This window comes from Actinophytocola sp. KF-1 (assembly GCF_054661535.1).
The window spans coordinates 320,025-339,130 of the sequence record NZ_BAAFVK010000012.1; the positions used below are offsets into that span (position 1 = coordinate 320,025).

14 protein-coding genes are annotated in these 19,106 nt (G+C 72.0%); 7 read left to right on the top strand and 7 right to left on the bottom strand.

Annotated elements, in window-relative coordinates; genetic code table 11:
* The first annotated feature begins 105 nt into the window (after positions 1-105).
* Positions 106-549, top strand: a complete 444-nt coding sequence (locus ACYQ77_RS33335) for an N-acetyltransferase family protein (RefSeq protein ID WP_459718562.1) — start codon at positions 106-108, stop codon at positions 547-549.
* Here the strand turns inward: ACYQ77_RS33335 and ACYQ77_RS33340 are convergent.
* Genes ACYQ77_RS33340 through rsmD form a run of 3 tightly spaced genes read right to left on the bottom strand, consistent with a single transcriptional unit; the run spans position 546 to position 3,454 of the window.
* Entirely contained in the window at positions 546-2,354 is a 1,809-nt protein-coding gene (locus ACYQ77_RS33340) for a protein kinase domain-containing protein (RefSeq protein ID WP_459718439.1), read from the bottom strand. The two genes, ACYQ77_RS33335 and ACYQ77_RS33340, sit on opposite strands and share 4 nt — an antisense overlap.
* A gap of 13 nt (positions 2,355-2,367) precedes the next feature.
* Positions 2,368-2,856 carry a pantetheine-phosphate adenylyltransferase gene (gene coaD / locus ACYQ77_RS33345; protein ID WP_459718442.1) on the bottom strand — a complete coding sequence of 163 codons (489 nt, stop codon included), beginning with the start codon at positions 2,854-2,856 and terminating at the stop codon, positions 2,368-2,370.
* Between the two features lie 52 nt (positions 2,857-2,908).
* Complete coding sequence (rsmD, locus tag ACYQ77_RS33350; protein WP_459718445.1) at positions 2,909-3,454, bottom strand: 16S rRNA (guanine(966)-N(2))-methyltransferase RsmD; 546 nt, start codon at positions 3,452-3,454, stop codon at positions 2,909-2,911.
* Between the two features lie 110 nt (positions 3,455-3,564).
* Between rsmD and ACYQ77_RS33355 the strand changes: the two genes are divergently transcribed.
* The 3 genes from ACYQ77_RS33355 (at position 3,565) to ACYQ77_RS33365 (ending at position 7,023) form a co-directional block, all read left to right on the top strand.
* A complete protein-coding gene (locus tag ACYQ77_RS33355) occupies positions 3,565-5,655 on the top strand; it encodes a HelD family protein (protein ID WP_459718448.1) in 2,091 nt (696 codons plus the stop codon).
* Positions 5,656-5,721: 66 nt separating this feature from the next.
* Entirely contained in the window at positions 5,722-6,273 is a 552-nt protein-coding gene (locus ACYQ77_RS33360; RefSeq protein WP_459718451.1) for a hypothetical protein, read from the top strand.
* Between the two features lie 129 nt (positions 6,274-6,402).
* Complete coding sequence (locus ACYQ77_RS33365; RefSeq protein WP_459718453.1) at positions 6,403-7,023, top strand: DsbA family oxidoreductase; 621 nt, start codon at positions 6,403-6,405, stop codon at positions 7,021-7,023.
* Here ACYQ77_RS33365 and ACYQ77_RS33370 read toward each other — a convergent pair.
* The 3 genes from ACYQ77_RS33370 to ACYQ77_RS33380 all read right to left on the bottom strand — a co-directional run bounded on the left by ACYQ77_RS33370 (position 7,020) and on the right by ACYQ77_RS33380 (position 12,155).
* Complete coding sequence (locus ACYQ77_RS33370) at positions 7,020-7,583, bottom strand: CGNR zinc finger domain-containing protein (RefSeq protein WP_459718455.1); 564 nt, start codon at positions 7,581-7,583, stop codon at positions 7,020-7,022. The two genes, ACYQ77_RS33365 and ACYQ77_RS33370, sit on opposite strands and share 4 nt — an antisense overlap.
* 27 nt (positions 7,584-7,610) lie before the next feature.
* Positions 7,611-10,985 carry a pyruvate carboxylase gene (locus tag ACYQ77_RS33375; RefSeq protein WP_459718458.1) on the bottom strand — a complete coding sequence of 1,125 codons (3,375 nt, stop codon included), beginning with the start codon at positions 10,983-10,985 and terminating at the stop codon, positions 7,611-7,613.
* Between the two features lie 102 nt (positions 10,986-11,087).
* Positions 11,088-12,155 (bottom strand): hypothetical protein, encoded by a 1,068-nt coding sequence (locus ACYQ77_RS33380; RefSeq protein WP_459718461.1) that lies wholly within the window; start codon positions 12,153-12,155, stop codon positions 11,088-11,090.
* A gap of 89 nt (positions 12,156-12,244) precedes the next feature.
* Here ACYQ77_RS33380 and ACYQ77_RS33385 point away from each other — a divergent pair, with 89 nt between their 5' ends.
* Positions 12,245-13,765, top strand: coding sequence for a serine/threonine-protein kinase (locus ACYQ77_RS33385; RefSeq protein WP_459718463.1), 1,521 nt, complete (start codon positions 12,245-12,247; stop codon positions 13,763-13,765).
* Here ACYQ77_RS33385 and ACYQ77_RS33390 read toward each other — a convergent pair.
* On the bottom strand, positions 13,762-14,874 hold the full coding sequence (locus ACYQ77_RS33390; RefSeq protein WP_459718466.1) for a S8 family peptidase: 1,113 nt from the start codon (positions 14,872-14,874) through the stop codon (positions 13,762-13,764). The two genes, ACYQ77_RS33385 and ACYQ77_RS33390, sit on opposite strands and share 4 nt — an antisense overlap.
* 160 nt (positions 14,875-15,034) lie before the next feature.
* On the opposite strand from ACYQ77_RS33390, the gene ACYQ77_RS33395 reads away from it, so the two are divergent.
* Both ACYQ77_RS33395 and ACYQ77_RS33400 read left to right on the top strand, forming a co-directional pair.
* Entirely contained in the window at positions 15,035-17,239 is a 2,205-nt protein-coding gene (locus ACYQ77_RS33395; protein ID WP_459718469.1) for an MMPL family transporter, read from the top strand.
* Positions 17,240-17,349: 110 nt separating this feature from the next.
* A complete protein-coding gene (locus ACYQ77_RS33400; RefSeq protein WP_459718470.1) occupies positions 17,350-19,017 on the top strand; it encodes a coiled-coil domain-containing protein in 1,668 nt (555 codons plus the stop codon).
* The last annotated feature ends 89 nt before the right edge of the window (positions 19,018-19,106 follow it).

Here is a 19,106-nt window from a genome sequence, read left to right on the forward strand (position 1 = left end):
TGCCGCGTGTGCCGGGGTGATGTGTGGAGGTCGGCCCAGGTGCGCGTGTCCGTCCGTGCTCGCCGGGCGCCGGCCGCCGGCTGTTTGAATACCCCCGTGACCGACATCGAGATCAGGAGGGCGACGGCGGACGACGTGCCCGCGATCGTGGCGATGCTCGCCGACGACCCGCTCGGCGCGCAGCGGGAGCGGCCCGGCGACGCGGCCTACGCCGGGGCGTTCACGGAGATCGACGCCGACCCGAGGCAGTTCCTCGCGGTCGCCGACGCGGACGGCGAGGTCGTGGGCACCCTGCAGCTCACGTTCATCCCCGGCCTGTCCCGCCTCGGCGCAACGCGTGCGCTGATCGAGGCGGTCCGCGTGCGGTCCGACCAACGCGGCGGCGGGCTGGGCGCGCGCATGATCCAGTGGGCGGTCGACACCGCGCGCGAACGCGGCGCCGCCATGGTCCAGCTCACCACCGACGCCAGCCGGAAGGACGCCCACCGCTTCTACGAGCGCCTCGGTTTCGTCGCCAGCCACGTCGGGATGAAGCTGCCGTTGCGCTAAGGCTCCCGGCCGGTCCTGCGCACGACGTCCATGACGAACTCGTACGTCGGCCTGCCCGCCTCGATGATCACGCTCTCCCGGTTGAAGTTCCACGCGAACAGGCCGTCGTCGACGAGTGCCGCGATCGACGCGTCGGTGAGCAGGGCACGCAGGTCCCTGTCGACGACGTCGGGCGGGACGTCCTTGTTGGCGTAGGCCGCGAGCATGACCGGCGCGTACTTGCCCAGCTCCGCGACGGTCAGCCGGACGTCCTCGACGTTGCCCTCCGGCTCCCGGCACAGCACCGAGACGAAGTCCGACACGGACATCACGTCGGCGAAGTTGTCGAACATGGACACGCCGCCGCCCAGCTCGGGGTCGTCGTCGACGTCGGACTGCCACGCCTGCCACCCGATGCCGACCCGCGCGTTCGGCGCCCCGGCGTGGAAGACGTTCCTGATCTCCAGGTACCGGTCCTTCAGCGCGCGGTAGTACGCCCGCGTGGCGGTCGAGTTGTCGTAGTACCCGTCGTCGCCGCAGGCGAACGTGTTGACCTCGTGGAACACCGTGACGTACAGCGGCGGGCCGTCGGCGGGGCCCGAGAAGACGCGCGCGAGCGAGCGCATGTCGTCGAGGAACCGGCCGGTGAACGGCTCGGCGCGGCCGCACCCCGGGCCGTACGGGGTGTCGACCGGTACCTCCGGGTTGTCCTCGTCGAGCCAGCTCGCGACGATCAGGTGGAGGGCGAACCCCTTCCGGTACGCGTCCGGCACCACGGTCGTGCGCCAGGTGTTCAGCGTCTCCATGTCCTTCGGCTGGTGGAACGTGGTGGTGACCATCCGGACCGGGCTCTCCCGCACCAGCTCGCTCGCCTGCGCCAGGTTGGCGCCGCCGCTCAGGCCGTACAGCAGCCGCGCGCTCCCCGCGCCGGGCACCTCGCGCCGGGGTGCCGGCGTGCCCGGCGCCGGTGGCGCGGCCGTGCCCGCCCCGGCACCTGCGTCGTCGCTCCCGGCGCCTTCCGACAGGTACCTCGGCACGAGGACCAGCCCGGCCACGAGCACCACGACGACGCCGACGGCGAGGAGTGCCAGCCGGCTGGCACGGCGGCGGGGTGCGGCCGCCCCGCCCGCGAGCTTGCCGAGCCTGCCCGCCGCCGCGTCGGCCGTCAGCCGCCGCGACGGGGTCTCGGCGGTCAGGTCGGCCAGCACGCCGGCGAGCGCCGCGCTGTCCCCGGCGCCCTCGACGGCCGCGGACAGCGTCACGCCGAGCGCGTACAGGTCGGCCGCGGGCGTGGCGGCGCCGCCGCGCGCGACCTCGGGGGCGAGGAAGCCGGGGGTGCCAGGGCTCTGCGCCGACCCGGTCAGGGTGACCTCGGACCAGATCGCGATGCCGAGGTCGGCGAGCTTCGCCGTGCCGTCCTCGGTGACCAGGATGTTCGCCGGGGTGATGTCGCGGTGCACCATGCCGCGCGCGTGCACGGCCGACAGCGCGGCGGCGATCTGCGCGCCGACGTGCGCGGCGCCCGCGGGGGTGAGCGGCCCGTCGGTGCGCAGGATGTCCGCGAGGCTGCGCGCGGGCAGGTACTCCATGACCAGCCAGCGCACGCCGTCCTCGACCACGACGTCGAACACGGCGATCACGTTCGGGTGCTGCAGCCCCGCGCCGATCCTGGCCTCTCTGCGCAGCTGTTCGCCGTCGGCGGTCCGCTTGAGCGCCACGACCCGCCGCAGCTCCAGGTCGGTGGCCCGCCAGACGACGCCCATGCCGCCCGCGCCGACCGTGTCCTCCAGCCGGTACCGGCCCGCGATGACGTCCCCGCTACGCACCGCTCCAGGGTAGTTACCTACCGCCGCCGTCAGCGAGGCGCTCGACGAGACGGCGGTGGACCGTCTTGGGGAGCAGGTGCGCGACGTCGCCGCCGTAGGTCGCCACTTCCTTGACCAGGGAGCTGGACAGGAAGCTGTTGAGCGGCTTGGTCGGCATGAACAGCGTCTCGACCCCGGTGAGCTGCTGGTTCATCTGCGCCATCTGCAGCTCGTAGTCGAAGTCGCTGACCGCGCGCAGGCCCTTCACGATGGCCTGGATGTCGTTCTGGCGGCAGTAGTCGACGAGCAGCCCGTGCCACGAGTCGATCCGCACGTTGTCGAGGTGGGCCACGGACTCGGCGAGCAGCTCCATCCGCTCCTCGACCGTGAACAGGCCCTTCTTGCTCTTGTTGATGAGCACGGCGACGACGACCTCGTCGAAGAGGCCTGCCGCTCTCTCCAGGATGTCCAGGTGCCCGTTGGTCGGTGGGTCGTAGGAACCGGGGCAGACGGCACGCCTCATGGGCGGAAGGTATCAGCCCTCACCTGGGCGGACCTGTCGACGGTGGTGTTGGTCACGGCCATCGCGCCCAGTGCAGTGACGTCTCCCCGTAGTGCTTGACCCGGATGGCTTCCAGCGGCGGCGGCCACTCGACCTCCCGCGCCCGCCGCGACCGCTCGACGACCACCACCGAGTCCGCCGCGACCCAACCCTCCGACACCAGCAGGCCCAGCTCGGCGGACAGGTCCTCCACCGCGTACGGCGGGTCGGCCAGCACCAGGTCGAACGGCGCGCCGGTACCCGCCGCGAGCACGGTCGCGACCTTCCCCGGTCGCACCACCCCCGGCAGCCCGACCGCGGCGACGTTGCGGCGCAGCACCGCGAGCGCCCCAGCGGCGGACTCCACGAACACCGCCTCGGCCGCGCCCCGTGACAGCGCTTCCAGCCCCAGGGCGCCGCTGCCCGCGTACAGGTCGAGCACCCGCGCCCCGTCGAGGTCCACAGCGGACTCGAGGGCGCTGAACAGGGCCTCGCGCACGCGGTCCGACGTCGGCCGCGTGCCCTGCCGCGGCACGGCCAGCCGCCGCCCTCCTGCCCGTCCGGCCACGATCCTCGTCACACGGGACATGGTCGCAGGGCATGTTGATCGAGGTGCTCACCACCTTGTCCGCGCAATTCGCGTAGGCTCGCTCTTCCCACCCAACACGCTGGCACTCACAGGAGCGGTGCGTGTCGCAGACCTCCGACAGGCAGACCGAGATCGCGGTCGAACAAGCACACGTCGACGTCGTCTACCAGCGCGTCGACGAGATGCGCACCGAGGCCGAGGCCATGCGCAAGCGCGGCGACCAGCTCGCCCACGGGGCGCGCAACGAGGCCATCTTCGAGCAGGCCGCGATGCTGTTCGAACGTGACGTGATGGTGCGTCACGCCACGCAGATCCTGCGCACCCTCGACGCCGAGCACGAGGGGCTCGTGTTCGGCCGCCTCGACAACACCGACGGCGAGACCATGTACGTCGGCAGGCTCGGCATCCGGGACGTGAACTTCGACAACCTCGTCACCGACTGGCGGGCGCCCGCCGCGGCCGCCTTCTACCAGGCGACCGCCGAGCAGCCGATGAACGTGGTGCGCCGCAGGGTCATCCGCTCCACCGGCCAGTCCGTTGTGGACATCGACGACGACCTGCTGGCCCCGGAGAAACGCCCGGACGGCATGGCGGTGGTCGGCGAAGGCGCGCTGATGGCGTCGCTGACCAGGGCGCGCGGCGACAAGATGCGCGACATCGTCGCCACCATCCAGCGCGAGCAGGACGAGGCGATCCGGGCGCCGTGGAAGGGTGTCACCGAGATCACGGGCGGCCCGGGCACCGGCAAGACGGCCGTGGCACTGCACCGCGTCGCCTACCTGCTGTACCGCGACCGGCGCCGCATGGGCGGGTCGGGTGTGCTGGTCGTGGGTCCGTCGCCCGCCTTCACCTCCTACATCTCCCGGGTCCTGCCGTCCATGGGCGAGGACACGGTCGAGCTGCGGTCGCTGGGCGAGGTGCTCGACGGGGTCCGCGCGACTGGCATCGACTCCGCCGAGGTGAGCCGCATCAAGGGTTCGCTGCGGATGCGCAGGGTGCTCAAGCGCGTACTGCGCGAACCGCACCCGGGCGCGCCGGACGAGCTGCGCATCACCTTCAAGGGTGAGGTGCTGAAGCTCGACTCGCGTGACCTCGCGAAGGTGCGGCGTGCGGTGCAGGGCATCAACCGGCCGCCGAACCAGTCCCGGGTGGACGCCGCGGAGGCGCTGCTGGAGGCGCTGTGGCGCAAGGCCGACTCGTACGGCCTGGGCTTCGACCGCGACGAGCTGATCACCGACCTGGGTGAGCGCATCGACTTCCACCGCTTCGTGGTGGTGTGGTGGCCGATCCTGACCGAGCAGGAGGCGCTGCGGCTGCTCGCCGACCGCGACCGGCTGCGCAGGGCCGCGGGCCGCGCCTTCACGCCTGCCGAGATCGACGCGCTCGTCGAGTCGTGGGCCGACCCGGCCGCGGGCCCGACGGTCGCGGACGTGGCGCTGCTCGACGAGCTGCGGGTGCTGCTCGGGCCGCCGCCGAAGCGGCACCGCAGGCGGGTGCGCGCGGAGAACCCGGACTGGACACCCGCGCCGCGGCGGGGCGAGCACTACGACGAGTACTCGCACATCGTGGTCGACGAGGCGCAGGACCTGTCGCCGATGCAGTGGCGGATGATCGGCAGGCGCGGCAAGTACGCGAGCTGGACGATCGTCGGCGACCCGGTGCAGTCGTCGTGGCCGGACCCGGCGGAGGCGGAGCAGGCCAGGGTGTCCGCGGTGGGTGCGCGGACCCAGCGGCGGCAGTTCCAGCTGCGGACGAACTACCGGAACTCGGCGGAGATCTTCGAGCTGGCCGCGCAGGTGGTGACCGACGTGTCGACGCCGGACCAGCTCCCGCGTGCCGTGCGCAGCACCGGGGTGAAGCCGTCGGTGCGGCTGGTCGACCCGCCGGAGCTGCCCGACGCGCTGCGGCTCGCGACCCGGCAGCTGCTCGACGAGATGGACGGCACGGTCGGCGTCATCACCGCGGCGGGCAGGCTCGACCAGACCCGCGAGCAGCTGGCGGAGATCACCGACGAGCGCCTGAACGTCGTGGACGGCATCGAGGCGAAGGGCCTCGAGTACGACGCGGTGGTGCTGGTGGAACCGACGGAGCTGGTGACCGAGTCGACGACCGGCCCGCGCACCCTGTACGTGGCGCTGACCCGCGCGACACAGCGGTTGACGGTGCTGACGAGCGACCCCGACTGGCCGTGACGCACCCGGTCCCTGTGGGTCGATCGACGGTCACGAGCCGCCCCGGCTGCCTTCTACGGTCGGCTGGTGACGTACCCACAGCACCCGAGCTGGCACCCACCGGGCGGCCAGCAGCCTCGGAAGAAGAGCAGGACCGGGCTCGTCGCCGGGATCGGCGTGGCGGTCGTGGCGCTGCTCGTGTTCACCATCACGGGCTTCGTCGCCCCCGGGTTCCTGCTCGGTGACGAGGACTCCGGCGGCACCGCGGCCGGCCCGGGCGATGGTGGCGGCTGCGGGACGGGCGACGTCTCCGGCGACGGCGGCGTGCGGGACGGCAGCGCCCAGAAGGTCGCCGCGCTCGTCTCGAAGATCGTCCAGGGCTTCTGCGACCAGGACCAGGACGGGCTGACGCGGCTCATCTGCCCCGGCTCGGAACCGGCGATCCGGGGCTACGTCGAGGAGGCCGACCTCGTCGAGGAGTTCGCCGTGCAGGGGGAGATCGACGACGCGGGCCCGACCGCGACGGCGACGGCGCGTGCCGTACTGGTCGACGGGACGCGGCGCGTCGAGTCCACCGTGGTCATCACGGTCGCCTACGAGGGCGACGACTTCTGCTGGAAGGACATGGCGGAGGCCTGAGGACGGAATTACCGCGCGCCCGGAGTGGTTCGTCTGTTGCATGGACGAAGAGACCGAGGACGTGCCCGTGACGCTGGTGACGCTCGGGGACGAGGACGTGCCGGTGTGCGAGGACGGGAGCTGCGCGCTGTGAAGATCGAGGTCTGGTCCGACATCGTGTGCCCGTGGTGCTACATCGGCAAGCGGCGGCTGGAGTCCGCGCTCGCCGGGTTCGACCACCCGGTCGAGGTGGAGTGGCGCAGCTTCCAGCTCGACCCCGCGTTCCCCCGCGGCGAGGCCATCCCCGTGTACGAGGGGCTGGCGAAGAAGTTCGGCGGTGACGTCCGGGCGATGACCCAGCGCGTGACCGACCTGGCCGCGATCGAGGGCCTGCACTACGACTACGACCACGCGGTCATGGTCAACACCTTCGACGCGCACCGCCTGACCCACCACGCGAAGGCGCAGGGTCTCGGCGGCGAGATGCACGAACGGCTGATGCGCGCGCAGCTCGTCGAGGGCGAGACCGTCAACGACGTGGACACGCTCGTGCGGCTCGCCGAGGACATCGGCGTCGAGGGCGCCCGCGCGGTGGTGACGAGCGACCGGTACACGTCCGACGTGGAAGCCGACATCCGGGAGGCCAGGCTCCTCGGGGCGACCGGGGTGCCGTTCTTCGTGCTGGACCGCAAGTACGGGGTGTCCGGCGCGCAGCCGGTGGAGGTCTTCGAGTCCGCGTTGCGCCAGGCGCTCGCGGGCAGCGCCGCCTAGCGTTTCCTGGACGCGTACGCGCGGACCTTCGCCCGGTTCCCGCACGCGGCCATGGAGCACCACACGCGGCGGCCCCTCGGGTCGAGGAACAGCCAGCCGCAGCCGTCGCCGGGGCAGGCCCGGATCGTGTCCCGTTCTGGGCGGGTGAGCAGGTCCGCCACGGCGAGGGCCGCCGCGTGCAGTGGCAGGCGGGGGTCGTCGCCGGGCGGCAGGCGGAAGCCGTCGGGCGTGAGGCGCCGCAGCGCGTTGGCCTCGTCGGCGTACGCGGCGAGCGCCGGGAACGCCGTCTCGTCGCGGTGGCGGAGCAGGCGGTACGCCACCGCCCGGAGTTCGCGCAGGTCGGCGAGCACCTCGCTGCGGCACGCGGGCAGCAGGCCGGTGAACTCCGCCCACACGGCGACGTCGTCGTCGGAGTTCAGCCACTCGTGCCGCGTCGGCGGCGGGTCGTCCCACCCGGCGAGGGTGTTGCACAGCTCCAACGCGGGATGCCCTGCGATCGGTTTGGGCAGGAGGGTGCCGCCGACGCGCACCGCGTACGGCGGCACCTTCTCGCTAACCACTCGAACAACGATAACCGGTGTCGAGCCTCAGCTCAGCACGACGAGCAGGTCGCCGCCCTCCACCTGTTGCACCGACCCGATCGCCACCCGCGCCACGGTCCCGGCCTTCGGCGCGGTGATCGACGCCTCCATCTTCATGGCCTCGATCGTCGCCACCGTGTCGCCCGCCTCGACCGTGTCGCCCTCGGCGACCGACAGCGTCACCACCCCGGCGAACGGCGCGCCGACGTGGTTCGGGTTGGCCCGGTCCGCGCGCTCGGCCACCGGCACGTCCGACGCCACCGACCGGTCCCGCACCTGGGTGGCGCGCAACTGGCCGTTCAGCTTGGCCATGACGGTCCGCATGCCGCGCTCGTCCGCCTCGCCGATCGCCTCCAGCTCGATCAGCATCCGGACGCCCTTCTCCAGGTCGACCGGGTACTCGATGCGTGGCTTGAGGCCGTAGAAGAAGTCCTTGCTCGCCAGCACGGACGTGTCGCTGAACTGCTCGCGCTGCGCCAGGAACTCCTTGGCGGGCGCGGGGAACAGCAGCCGGTTCAGCGTGGCCCGCCGGTCACCGGCGAGGCCCGCCCGGTCCTCGTCGGACAGCCCGGGCGGCTCCGGCGCGGGCGGGCGGCCCCGCAACGCCTTGGTGCGGAACGGCTCCGGCCACCCACCTGCCGGGTCGCCGAGCTCGCCGCGCAGGAAGCCGATCACCGAGCCCGGGATGTCGAACCGGCCCGGGTCGGCCTCGAACTCCTTCGGGTCCACGCCCGCGCCGACGAGGTGCAGCGCCAGGTCGCCGACCACTTTGGACGACGGGGTCACCTTGATGAGGTGGCCCAGCATGCGGTCCGCGGCCGCGTAGGTCGCCTCGATCTCCTCGAACCGGTCCGCGAGCCCCAGCGCCGCCGCCTGCGTGCGCAGGTTCGACAACTGTCCGCCCGGGATCTCGTGGGTGTACACGCGGCCGCTCGGCCCGGGCAGCCCGGCCTCGAACGGCGCGTAGATCTTCCGCACGATCTCCCAGTACGGCTCGAGGTCGCACACCTTCTGCAGGTCCAGCCCGGTCTCCCGCTCACCGTGGTCGGTGGCGGCGACGATGGCCGAGAGCGACGGCTGCGACGTGGTGCCCGCCATCGACGCCGACGCGCCGTCGACCGCGTCCACGCCGGCCTGGATGGCGGCGAGGTAGGTCGCCAGCTGGCCACCGGCGGTGTCGTGCGTGTGCAGGTGGACCGGCAGCTCGAACTCCTTGCGGAGCGCGGTGACCAGCCGGTGCGCGGCGGGCGGGCGCAGCAGCCCGGCCATGTCCTTGATGCAGAGCACCTGCGCGCCCGCGCCGACGATCTGCTCGGCCAGCTTGAGGTAGTAGTCCAGTGTGTACAGCCGCTCGTTCGGGTCGGACAGGTCGGCGGTGTAGCACAGCGCGACCTCGGCGACCGCCTTCCCGGTCGACAGCACCGCCTCGATGGCGGGCCGCATCTGCTCGACGTCGTTGAGCGCGTCGAAGATGCGGAAGATGTCGATGCCGGTCGCGGTCGCCTCCTCCACGAACGCGGTCGTCACCTCGGTCGGGTACGGGGTGTACCCCACGGTGTTGCGGCCGCGCAGCAGCATCTGCAGGCACAGGTTCGGCATCGCCTCGCGGAGCTTCGCGAGCCGCTCCCACGGGTCCTCGGCGAGGAACCGCAGCGCCACGTCGTAGGTCGCGCCGCCCCAGCACTCGACCGACAGCAGCTCCGGGGTCATCTGCGCGACGTACGGCGCGACCGTCACGAGGTCCTTGGTGCGCACCCGGGTCGCGAGCAGCGACTGGTGCGCGTCGCGGAACGTCGTGTCGGTGACACCGACCGCCTTCGACTCCCGCAGCCAGCGTGCGAAGCCCTCCGGGCCGAGCTCGTCGAGCTTCTGCTTCGACCCGGCCGGCGGCGTGGACAGCTCGATGTCCGGCAGCTTCTCGACCGGGTCGATCACGTCGGGCCGCTCGCCGTGCGGCTTGTTGACCGTGACGTCGACGAGGTAGGACAGCAGCCTGGTGCCGCGGTCCGACGAGCTGCGCGCGGTCAGCAGGTGCGGCCGGTCCTCGATGAACGACGTGGTGACCTTGCCCGCGATGAAGTCTGGGTCGTCCAGCACCGCCTGCAGGAACGGGATGTTGGTGGAGACGCCGCGGATGCGGAACTCGGCGACCGCGCGGCGCGCCCTCGCCACCGCGGCGGGGAAGTCCCGGCCGCGGCAGGACAGCTTCACGAGCATCGAGTCGAAGTGGGCGCTGATCTCGGTGCCCGGCGAGACGGTGCCGCCGTCGAGGCGGATGCCCGCGCCGCCCGGCGAGCGGTAGGCGCTGATCTTGCCGGTGTCCGGGCGGAACCCGTTGGCCGGGTCCTCGGTGGTGATGCGGCACTGCAGCGCGGCGCCCCGGATCCGCACCGAGTCCTGGGACAGGCCCAGGTCGGCGAGGGTCTCGCCGCTCGCGATCCGCAGCTGCGACTGCACGAGGTCGACGTCGGTGATCTCCTCGGTGACCGTGTGCTCGACCTGGATGCGCGGGTTCATCTCGATGAACACGTGCTGCCCGTCCTCGGACAGCAGGAACTCGACGGTGCCCGCGTTGCGGTAGCCGATGTGCCGGGCGAACTTCACCGCGTCGCCGCAGATGCGTTCCCGCAGCTCCGGGTCGAGGTTCGGCGCCGGCGCGATCTCGATGACCTTCTGGTGGCGGCGCTGCACCGAGCAGTCGCGCTCGAACAGGTGCATCACGTTGCCCGCGCCGTCGGCGAGGATCTGCACCTCGATGTGCCGCGGGTTGATCACGGCCTGCTCGAGGAACACGGTCGCGTCGCCGAACGCGGACTCGGCCTCGCGCATGGCCGCCTCGAGCGACTCGCGCAGCGCCTTGGGCTCCATCACCCGCCGCATGCCGCGCCCGCCACCGCCCGCGACGGCCTTGACGAACAGCGGGAAGCCCAGCTCGTCCCCGGCCCGGAGCAGCTCGTCCAGGTCGGCCGACGGCGCGGAGGACCGGAGCACCGGGATGCCCGCCTCGCGCGCGGCGGCGACCGCGCGGGCCTTGTTGCCGGTCAGCTCGAGGATCGCGGTGGGCGGGCCGACGAAGGTGATGCCCGCGGCCTCGCACGCCCGTGCCAGTTCCGGGTTCTCCGACAGGAAGCCGTAGCCGGGGTACACCGCGTCGGCCTCGGCCTTCCGCGCCGCCTTGATGATCTCCTCGACGGAGAGGTAGGCGCGGACGGGATGGCCCGGTTCGCCGATCTCGTAGGCCTCGTCGGCCTTCATGCGGTGTGCCGAGTTGCGGTCCTCGTGCGGGAAGACGGCGACCGTGCCGGCTCCCAGCTCGTATCCGGCGCGAAATGCCCGGATGGCGATCTCGCCGCGGTTGGCGACGAGCACCTTGCGGAACATGCCGTACCTCCTGCAGGGGGTCGGGAACTGACCGGAACGTTACCCGGTCATTCCCGCCTGTCGGGAGTTCTGTCCCACGTGACGGGCCTGACTGTTTAGGGCTCAGTCCTCCGGAAGGGTGATCGACACGGTGGCGTCCTTGGTCGCCCGGTACTGGTGGTCATTGCCGCCGGACGCGCAGTTGAATGACTGCGCTTTCACGGTCAGCCCGGCCTCGGTCAGGCTCGCGGGCACCTCGAAGACCAGCACCTTCCGCGTCTCGAACTCCTCCATCTCGGAGTGCTTGTCGACCACGGCGTACGTCTCGCCGTCGGCGGTGAGCGTGAACGCGGAGAACGGCAGCACACACCCGCTCGTGCCGGTGACCTCCATGGCCCCGTCGCCCGTGGCCTCGTAGGCGACCACGAGCCAGGCCTTGTCCGGGGCGGCGGGCGTGTCACCCAGTTCGGTGGTGAAGTAGGTGAGCCCGGCCCAGGTGACGCCGATGACGTAGTTGCCGGGCTCGCCGTCGGAGTCGATCACCGGCAGCCGGGCGGGCGTCAGGTTCTCGACGTAGACGGACGGCTCGTCGGGTGACCGGTACAGGATCTCGGGCTGCTCGCCGGTGCGCCTGCCCTCCAGGAGGTCGAAGTGCTGGGCGAGGTCGGCGTACTTCAGCTCCAGCTCGACCTCGCGCCGGTCGTCCGGGACGCCGACCAGGTACTGGATGGTCTGGTCCTCGCCGGGCGTGCCGATCGCGTACTCGAAGTCGGGCAGGCTGCGCTGCCGGCCGTCGACGGCGACCGTCGCGGTGACCTTGCTGCCCAGGTCCTCGGCGAAGGGCGTCACCCGCAGGCGGAACGCGAGCAGCTTCGCGTCCTCGTCCGCGCCGTACTGGACGCCGCCGCCCGCGTCGACCACGTCGGCCGTGCCGAAGTCGAGCACCTCGACGGCCACCCCGTAGTTGCGCAGCGCGCCGTCCTCGGGTGATTCGAGGCGGATGCCGTCGAGCTTGTCGGCGCGGACCACCTCGCCGTTGCCGAGCACCTCGCCCTCGAACGGTGCGCGGCTGGTGGTGGTCGTCTCCGCCGTCGCCCGCCGGTCCGCCGCCGTCGGCGTGCCCGCGGTGCCGGTGCCGCAGGCCGACAGGAGCAGTCCCGTCGCGGCCAGGACTACGAGTGCCGTGCGCATGATCCCCCTCAGTACCGGTCGTGTTGCCATCGGACGCATCCGGTCGACGTCCGGTTGCGACATCCTGCCAGTCAGTAACCTCTGGTGCCGTGGACGATCAGGAGCGGTGGACGCGGGTGCTGCCGCTGGGTGCGGGCGCGTTCGGCGAGGTGCACCTGGCGTGGGACCGCGCCGACGGGCGGTGGGTGGCGCTGAAGCGCTTCACCGGTCAGGACGAGCTGGGGCTCCTGCGCTTCGTCATCGAGTCGCGGATCCGGGTGCGGCACCCGCACCTGGTCAACACGCTGGCGTTCCGCCTGGTGGACGACCGCGCGTGGCTGGTGACGGAGCTGGCCCGCGGCGGCTCCGTGCGGTCCCTGATGGCGAGCCACGGCGCGCTCCCCGTCGGCTGGGTCACCGAGGCCGTGGACCAGGTCCTGCAGGCGCTGGAGGCACTGCACGCGACCGGCGTGGTGCACCGCGACCTCAAGCCCGCGAACCTGCTGCTCCGCTCGCACGGGACCGAGCCCCCGCACCTGCTGGTCGGCGACTTCGGCATCGCGACGTGGCGGACCGTGTCCATGACGGGCATCGGCGCCGCCATCGGCACACCCGGCTACCTGGCCCCGGAGTACCTCGACGGCACGCAGCCCTCGCCTGCGACGGACCTCTTCGCCGTGGGCGTGCTGGCGGCGGAGCTGCTGTCGGGGCGGCGCCTCGTGCACCACAGCAACGCGTCGCCGGACATGCCGTCGTCGTGGACGCACACCGTGCCGCTGCCGGAGGAGGTGCCGGGCCCGCTGGCGCTGGTGCTGACGCGGATGGCGGACCCGGACCCCGCCCGCCGGTACACGGACTGCACGCAGGCGCGGGAGGCGCTGCTCCGCGCCGCGCCTCCGGGGTCGAGGCGCGACCTGACCACGGTGCCCGTCCCGGACCTGCTGGCGTCGGTGCCACCGGGCTGGACCGCGGACGGCCCCGAGACACCGACAACCCACCTCCCCGCCGACGCTCCGGTCGCTCCGCCGATCGACGGCGGCCCGACGGCACGGGTCACGGAAGCACCACCCGCGCAGGCGAACGGCCTCGCCGCCACCACGGGCTCCGCCGCCCAGCCACCCACCCCGGCCACCGGCTCGGCCGTCCAGCCACCCGCCTTCCCCACCCCGCCCCGAGGCGAAGCCCGGCAGAAGCCTGCCAAGCCCGCCCGTCAGACCCGCCGGAGGAAGCTGCGGCGCGCGGTGCTCCTCGTCGTCGTGCTGCTCCTGGCGGGTGGCGCCGGGACCCTGTGGTGGGCGGCCACCCACCGCGACGTGCCCGGCACCGCCACCGCGGTCGGCCGGCCGGGTGGCGACGAGCAGCCGGGCCGCTGGGCGCCGGAGGTCGTCGAGCCCTGCAGCGCGGTCGACATCGGCCAGACCCGCGCGGGCGGCGGCGAGCGGTGCCAGCGCACCCGCGGCACCACCACCCCGCAGAGCTGGGTCACGGCACCGCCCGGCGGCTTCCCCGTCAAGTCCGACCCCAACGGCCCCTTCGCAGGCGAACCGTGCCCCGGCGACGGCGACACCGGCTACTCCCCCGTCGGCGACCACCTCCACTGCGAGAACGACACCTGGACGGTCATCGCCTAGCCGACGTACAGGAGGCGGTTCGCGGTGCCCGCCGGGACGTTGCACAGCCGGTCCTTTGTAGACGCCGCAACGAGCGCCGTCTGCACCTGCGCGGCCGTGGCGGCCGGGTTGGCCTGCAGGTAGATGCCCGCGGCACCGGCCACGTGCGGGGCCGACAGCGACGACCCCGACAGCGTCGCCGTCGCGGTGTTGCTCGTCGCCCACGGGCCGACGATGTTCACGCCCGGCGCGAACATGTCCACGACCGAACCGGTGTTCGTGGTCGTCGAGATGCAGTCGTTCATGCCGCTCGCGCCGATCGTCAGCGCCTCGGTGACCCGTGCGGGCGAGTAGTTCCCCGCGTTGCTCGCCGAACCGCCCGCCGCGACCGTGTAGCTGACGCCGGAGGCGATGGAGTTGCGGACCGCGGTGTCCAGCGCCAGGTTCGCCGAACCGCCGAGGCTCATGTTCGCCACCGCGGGCTTGACGGCGTTGGCGGTGACCCAGTCGATACCGGCGATGACGTCCGACATGGCGCCGGAACCGTTGTCGCCCAGCACCTTCACCGGCACGATCTTGATCTTCTTCGCGACCCCGTACTTCGCCCCGCCGATGATGCCCGCGATGAACGTGCCGTGCCCGTTGCCGTCGCTCGCGTCGGTGTCGTCGCCGATGAAGTCGTAGCCGGGCAGCACGCGGCCGCCGAAGTCCGTGTGCGTCGCGCGCACCCCGGTGTCGAGCACGTACGCGTGCACGTCCGGCGCCTCGTTCGGGTACCGGTACCGGCCGTCGAGCGGCAGGTCCCGCTGGTCGATGCGGTCCAGCCCCCACGGCGGGTTGAGCTGCTCGCCCATGGCGCGCACCGGGGTGTCCCGCACCACCGCGTCCACACCGGACTCACGGGCGAGCGCGGCCGCCTGTTTTTCCGTCAACCGCGCCGAAAACCCGTCCAGCGCGGACGAGTAGACGTGCGACACGGACGCGAACCGGTGCGTGAAGGCACCCGCGTCCTGGTTCAGGACCACGATGTAGTCGCCGTACCGTTCCGGCTCCGCGTTCGCCGGCGCCGCCCACAACGTCCCGAGCAGGCACGCGACCCCGATTTTCGCCAACAGCTTGCGCAGGTTCATACCCATCTCGTTACGCGACCACCGATATGTGAGCAAGCTTCACCAATTGCCATGCGGCGGTAGGGCTGGCCCCACCCCCCGTTCGGGGGCGCGCACCCGTGTGCCGGACCACCGGTTCCGAAACCATCGGACCCATTGGGACACAAGGAAAGGAAAGCGGATGCGCAGGCAACCGGCAACGGTCCGCGTGGCGAGGTGGAGCGCGACGCACCCGTGGCGCGCGATCGGGATGTGGGTCGTGTTCGTCGCGGTGTGCTTCGCCGCGGGCGGGTGGGCGGGCAACAGGGAGGCGACCGGGTCGGACATGGCCGTCGGCGAGTCCGGGCGCGCCACCACGATCGTCGAGGAGGGGAACTTCGCGGAGCACGCGAAGGAGAACGTGCTCGTCACCGCCCGCTCCGGGCGGCTCGATCCGGCCGAGGGGCAGGCGGCCGCGACCGACGCCGCGGACCGGCTGGCGGCGCTCGACGAGGTCGCGGAGGTCGGCGACCCGGTGCCGTCGCGGGACGGGACCGCGTTGCTCGTGCCGGTCACCATGGCCGGCGAGCCGGACGGGGCGAGCGACCGCCTCGGCCCGCTCCACGACGCGACCGCGGCCGTGCAGCGGGACCACCCGGACGTCCGGGTGGAACAGGTCGGCGGCCCGTCGATCAACAAGGGCATCAACGACCAGGTCGGCGACGACCTGCTGAAGGCGGAGCTGATCAGCGTGCCGGTGACGCTCCTGATCATGCTGATCGCGTTCGGCGCGATCGTCGCCGCCGGGGTGCCGGTGCTGCTCGCGATGTCCGCGGTCGGCGCCGCGTTCGGGCTCTCCGCGCTGGTGTCGCACTTCGTGCCGGCCGTCGACTCGCTCGGCAGCATGATCGTCCTGATGGGCATGGCCGTCGGCGTGGACTACTCGCTCTTCTACCTCAAGCGGGAACGCGAGGAACGGCAGAAGGGCATGACCCACACGAGTGCCGTGGAGATCGCGGCGGCCACGTCCGGCCACTCGGTCGTGGTCTCGGGCATCGCGGTGATCGTCTCGATGGCGGGGCTGTACCTCGCGAACGACGCCGTGTTCGCCTCGCTGGCGACCGGGTCGATCATCGTGGTCGCGGTGGCGGTGCTCGGGTCGCTGACCGTGCTGCCCGCCCTGCTCGCGAAGCTCGGCAAGCGCGTCGACCGGCCGAGGGTCCCGCTGCTGTGGCGGCTCACCAACCGCACCGGACCGCCCCGCGTGTGGCCGCGCCTGCTGCGGCCCGCGCTGCGGTACCCGCTGGTCACGCTGCTGCTGTCGGTCGCGGCGCTCGGCGCGCTCGCGCTCCCGGCACTGGACATGGAGCTGAAGTCCTCCAGCGAGTCCGACCTGCCGCGCACCATCCCGGTCATGCGGGCCTACGACCGCCTGACCTCGGCGTTCCCGAGCGAGGGCACGAACCACGTGATCGCGGTGCGGGCCGAGCCGGCACAGGCGGAGGAGGTGCGGGCAGCGCTGACCGACCTGTCCGGCCGCACCCAGGACGACCCGTTGTTCGCGAACGTCGACGCGCCCGCGATCGAGACGTCGGCCGACGGGCGGGTCACCACGCTGGACATCCCGACCACGGCGGGCATCGGCACCGACGAGGGCGAGCGGTCGCTCGACGCGCTGCGCACCACCCTCGTGCCCGTCACGGTCGGGACGGTGAGCGGGGCCGAGCACGCGGTCGGCGGCGAGATCGCGGAGAACGTCGACTACACCGGCAACCTCGCCGACCGGATGCCGGTCGTGATCGGTTTCGTGCTGCTGCTGACGTTCCTGATCATGGCCGTCACGTTCCGGTCGCTGCTGGTGGCGCTGACCGCGCTGGTGCTCAACTCGCTGTCCGCGGCGGCCGCGTTCGGCACGCTCACGCTCGTGTTCCAGCACGAGTGGGCGGAGGGCCTGCTCGGCTTCCACTCCAACGGCGCGCTCGTCGCCTGGATCCCGCTGTTCCTCTTCGCGGTCCTGTTCGGACTGTCCATGGACTACCACGTGTTCGTGGTGAGCCGGATCCGCGAGGCGGTGCGAGGCGGACTGTCCACCCGGGACGCGGTGTCGCACGGCATCAGCCGCTCGGCCGGGGTCGTGACGTCCGCGGCCGTGCTGATGGTGTCGGTGTTCGCGATCTTCGCGACCCTGTCGCTGAACGAGATGAAACAGATGGGGGTCGGGCTGGCGGTCGCCGTGTTCGTCGACGCCATGGTCATCCGGGTGCTGGTGCTGCCGTCGCTGATGGCACTCCTGGGCAGGGCGAACTGGTGGCCGGGCCGAATCCGCCGTGACGAGGCGTCACCGATATCCCCAATTGATGATCACTCGACCGAGCAAACGCCCACCGTGGTAATGCCGCGCGGCTGATTAGCCCCGCCGAAGACCATCCCGCCGCTCAACGCACGGGGTGGTCTTCGGCGGCTTATCACCCGCCTGCCGGAGTGACCCGCCAGGGGGACCATCTAAAGTGTGGCGACATGGCCGATGGCGAGTCTGACGCGAATCTCCGCGTCCCCCGTTTTGACACTGTCCTCCGCGGCTACAACCCGCGCCAGGTCAACGAGCGAGTCACGCGCCTCTCGTTCGACCTGAGCCACGTCACGAAGAGCCGCGACGAGGCGGTCGCCAAGGTCGCCGAGCTGACCAAGGCCCTCGGCAGCGCCCAGCAGCAGTTGCTCGACGTCAAGGAGCAGCTGCACCGCATCACCGTCAACCCGACCTCCGCGGAGGCGATGACGGAGCGACAGCGGCTGATGTGGCAGCTCGCCGAGGAAGAGATCGCCGAGTTCAAGCGCGACGCCGACAACTACGACCGGTCGACGAGAGCCGACGCGGACGAGTACTCCCACGCCACGCGCGCGAAGGCCGACGCCCACGCGTCCGCGACGAGAGAGGACGCGGACGCCTACGCGGCCAAGACCAGGCACGACGCCGACGAGCACGCCGCGGCCACGCGCAAGAACGCCGACCAGTACGTCGCGCAGACGAAGGCGGCGGCGGACGAGTACGCGGCCAGCGTCAAGGCGGACGTCGCGAAGTACGCCAAGGAGCAGAAGGCCAAGCAGGACGCCATCACCGCGGAGCTCGCGGAGCGGCGCAAGACGCTCGAGGCCGAGTACGCGAAGAACCACGCGACGCTCGAGAACGAGTACGAGCAGCTCCGGGCCCGCAACGCCACCGAGCACGAGCAGCTGATGGCGGAGGCCCGCGCCGAGATCGAGCGGGCGACCAAGGCCAACGAGACCCGGATCGCGCAGCTGGACGCGGAGGCCAAGCAGCGCCGCGAGCAGCGCGACGCGGACGCGCTCAAGCAGCGGGAACTGCTCGACCAGAAGGCGGCCGAGAAGCGGGCGTCGCTGGAGCAGGAGACCGAGGCGGCCCTCAACCAGCGCCGCGCCGAGCTGGAGCGGGAGCTGTCGGAGCGGGCCGCGGTCGCGAAGGACCGGGCGGCCAAGATCGTCGGCGACGCCGAGCGCGAGGCCGCGAAGATCCGCGAGACGATCGCCGCCGAGCGGGCCGAGGCCGACCAGCAGATCGCCCAGCGCGAGTCCGCCGCGAAGGCCCGCGCCGCGAAGATCGTCGGCGACGCCGAGGTCGAGGCCGGCAAGATCCGCGAGACCGTGGCCAGCGAGAAGGCGGAGGCGGAGAAGCAACTCGCCGCACGTCAGCAGTCCGCCCAGCAGCAGGCCGCCAAGATCATCGAGGAGGCCAAGCGCCGCACCGACGAGCAGGAGCGGGCGCTGGCCGAGAAGAAGGCCTCGGTGGAGGCGAACCTGGCCGAGCTGGAGTCCATGGCCCAGCAGCAGGCGGACAAGACCGTGGCCGACGCCGAGGCCCGCGCCCAGGCGTCGGACAAGGCACTGGCCGCCAAGCGCGCCGAGGTCGAGAAGGAGCTCAACGAGCAGCAGGCCAACGCGAAGATCCGCGCGGCGAAGATCGTCGAGGACGCCGAGCAGCGCCTCGCCGAGGCCGCCGACCGGATGCGCCAGGCCGACGAGTTCGAGCGCCGGGTGTCCGAGCACGTCAACACGACGTTCTCGATCCTGGAGGACGCGAAGCGCCACTTCGCGGCGGCCCAGAAGGCCACCCAGCGCCCGGCACCGGCCCAGCCGCGGCCGGAGAAGGCGCAGGCCAACAGCAAGTAAACGCACGATCGCCGAAAGCCCCCGTCATTCCGGCGGGGGCTTTCGGCATTCTGGTCGAGGGACGAATCCAGCGCTCCCACGGCGGCCGG

Coding starts and splice junctions, on each gene's coding strand:
- coaD (WP_459718442.1), bottom strand. CDS start 2,856: ATGAGGCGTGCCGTCTGCCCCGGTTCCTACGACCCACCGACCAACGGG.
- ACYQ77_RS33395 (WP_459718469.1), top strand. CDS start 15,035: ATGCGCAGGCAACCGGCAACGGTCCGCGTGGCGAGGTGGAGCGCGACG.
- ACYQ77_RS33380 (WP_459718461.1), bottom strand. CDS start 12,155: ATGCGCACGGCACTCGTAGTCCTGGCCGCGACGGGACTGCTCCTGTCG.
- ACYQ77_RS33400 (WP_459718470.1), top strand. CDS start 17,350: ATGGCCGATGGCGAGTCTGACGCGAATCTCCGCGTCCCCCGTTTTGAC.
- ACYQ77_RS33390 (WP_459718466.1), bottom strand. CDS start 14,874: ATGAACCTGCGCAAGCTGTTGGCGAAAATCGGGGTCGCGTGCCTGCTC.
- ACYQ77_RS33375 (WP_459718458.1), bottom strand. CDS start 10,985: ATGTTCCGCAAGGTGCTCGTCGCCAACCGCGGCGAGATCGCCATCCGG.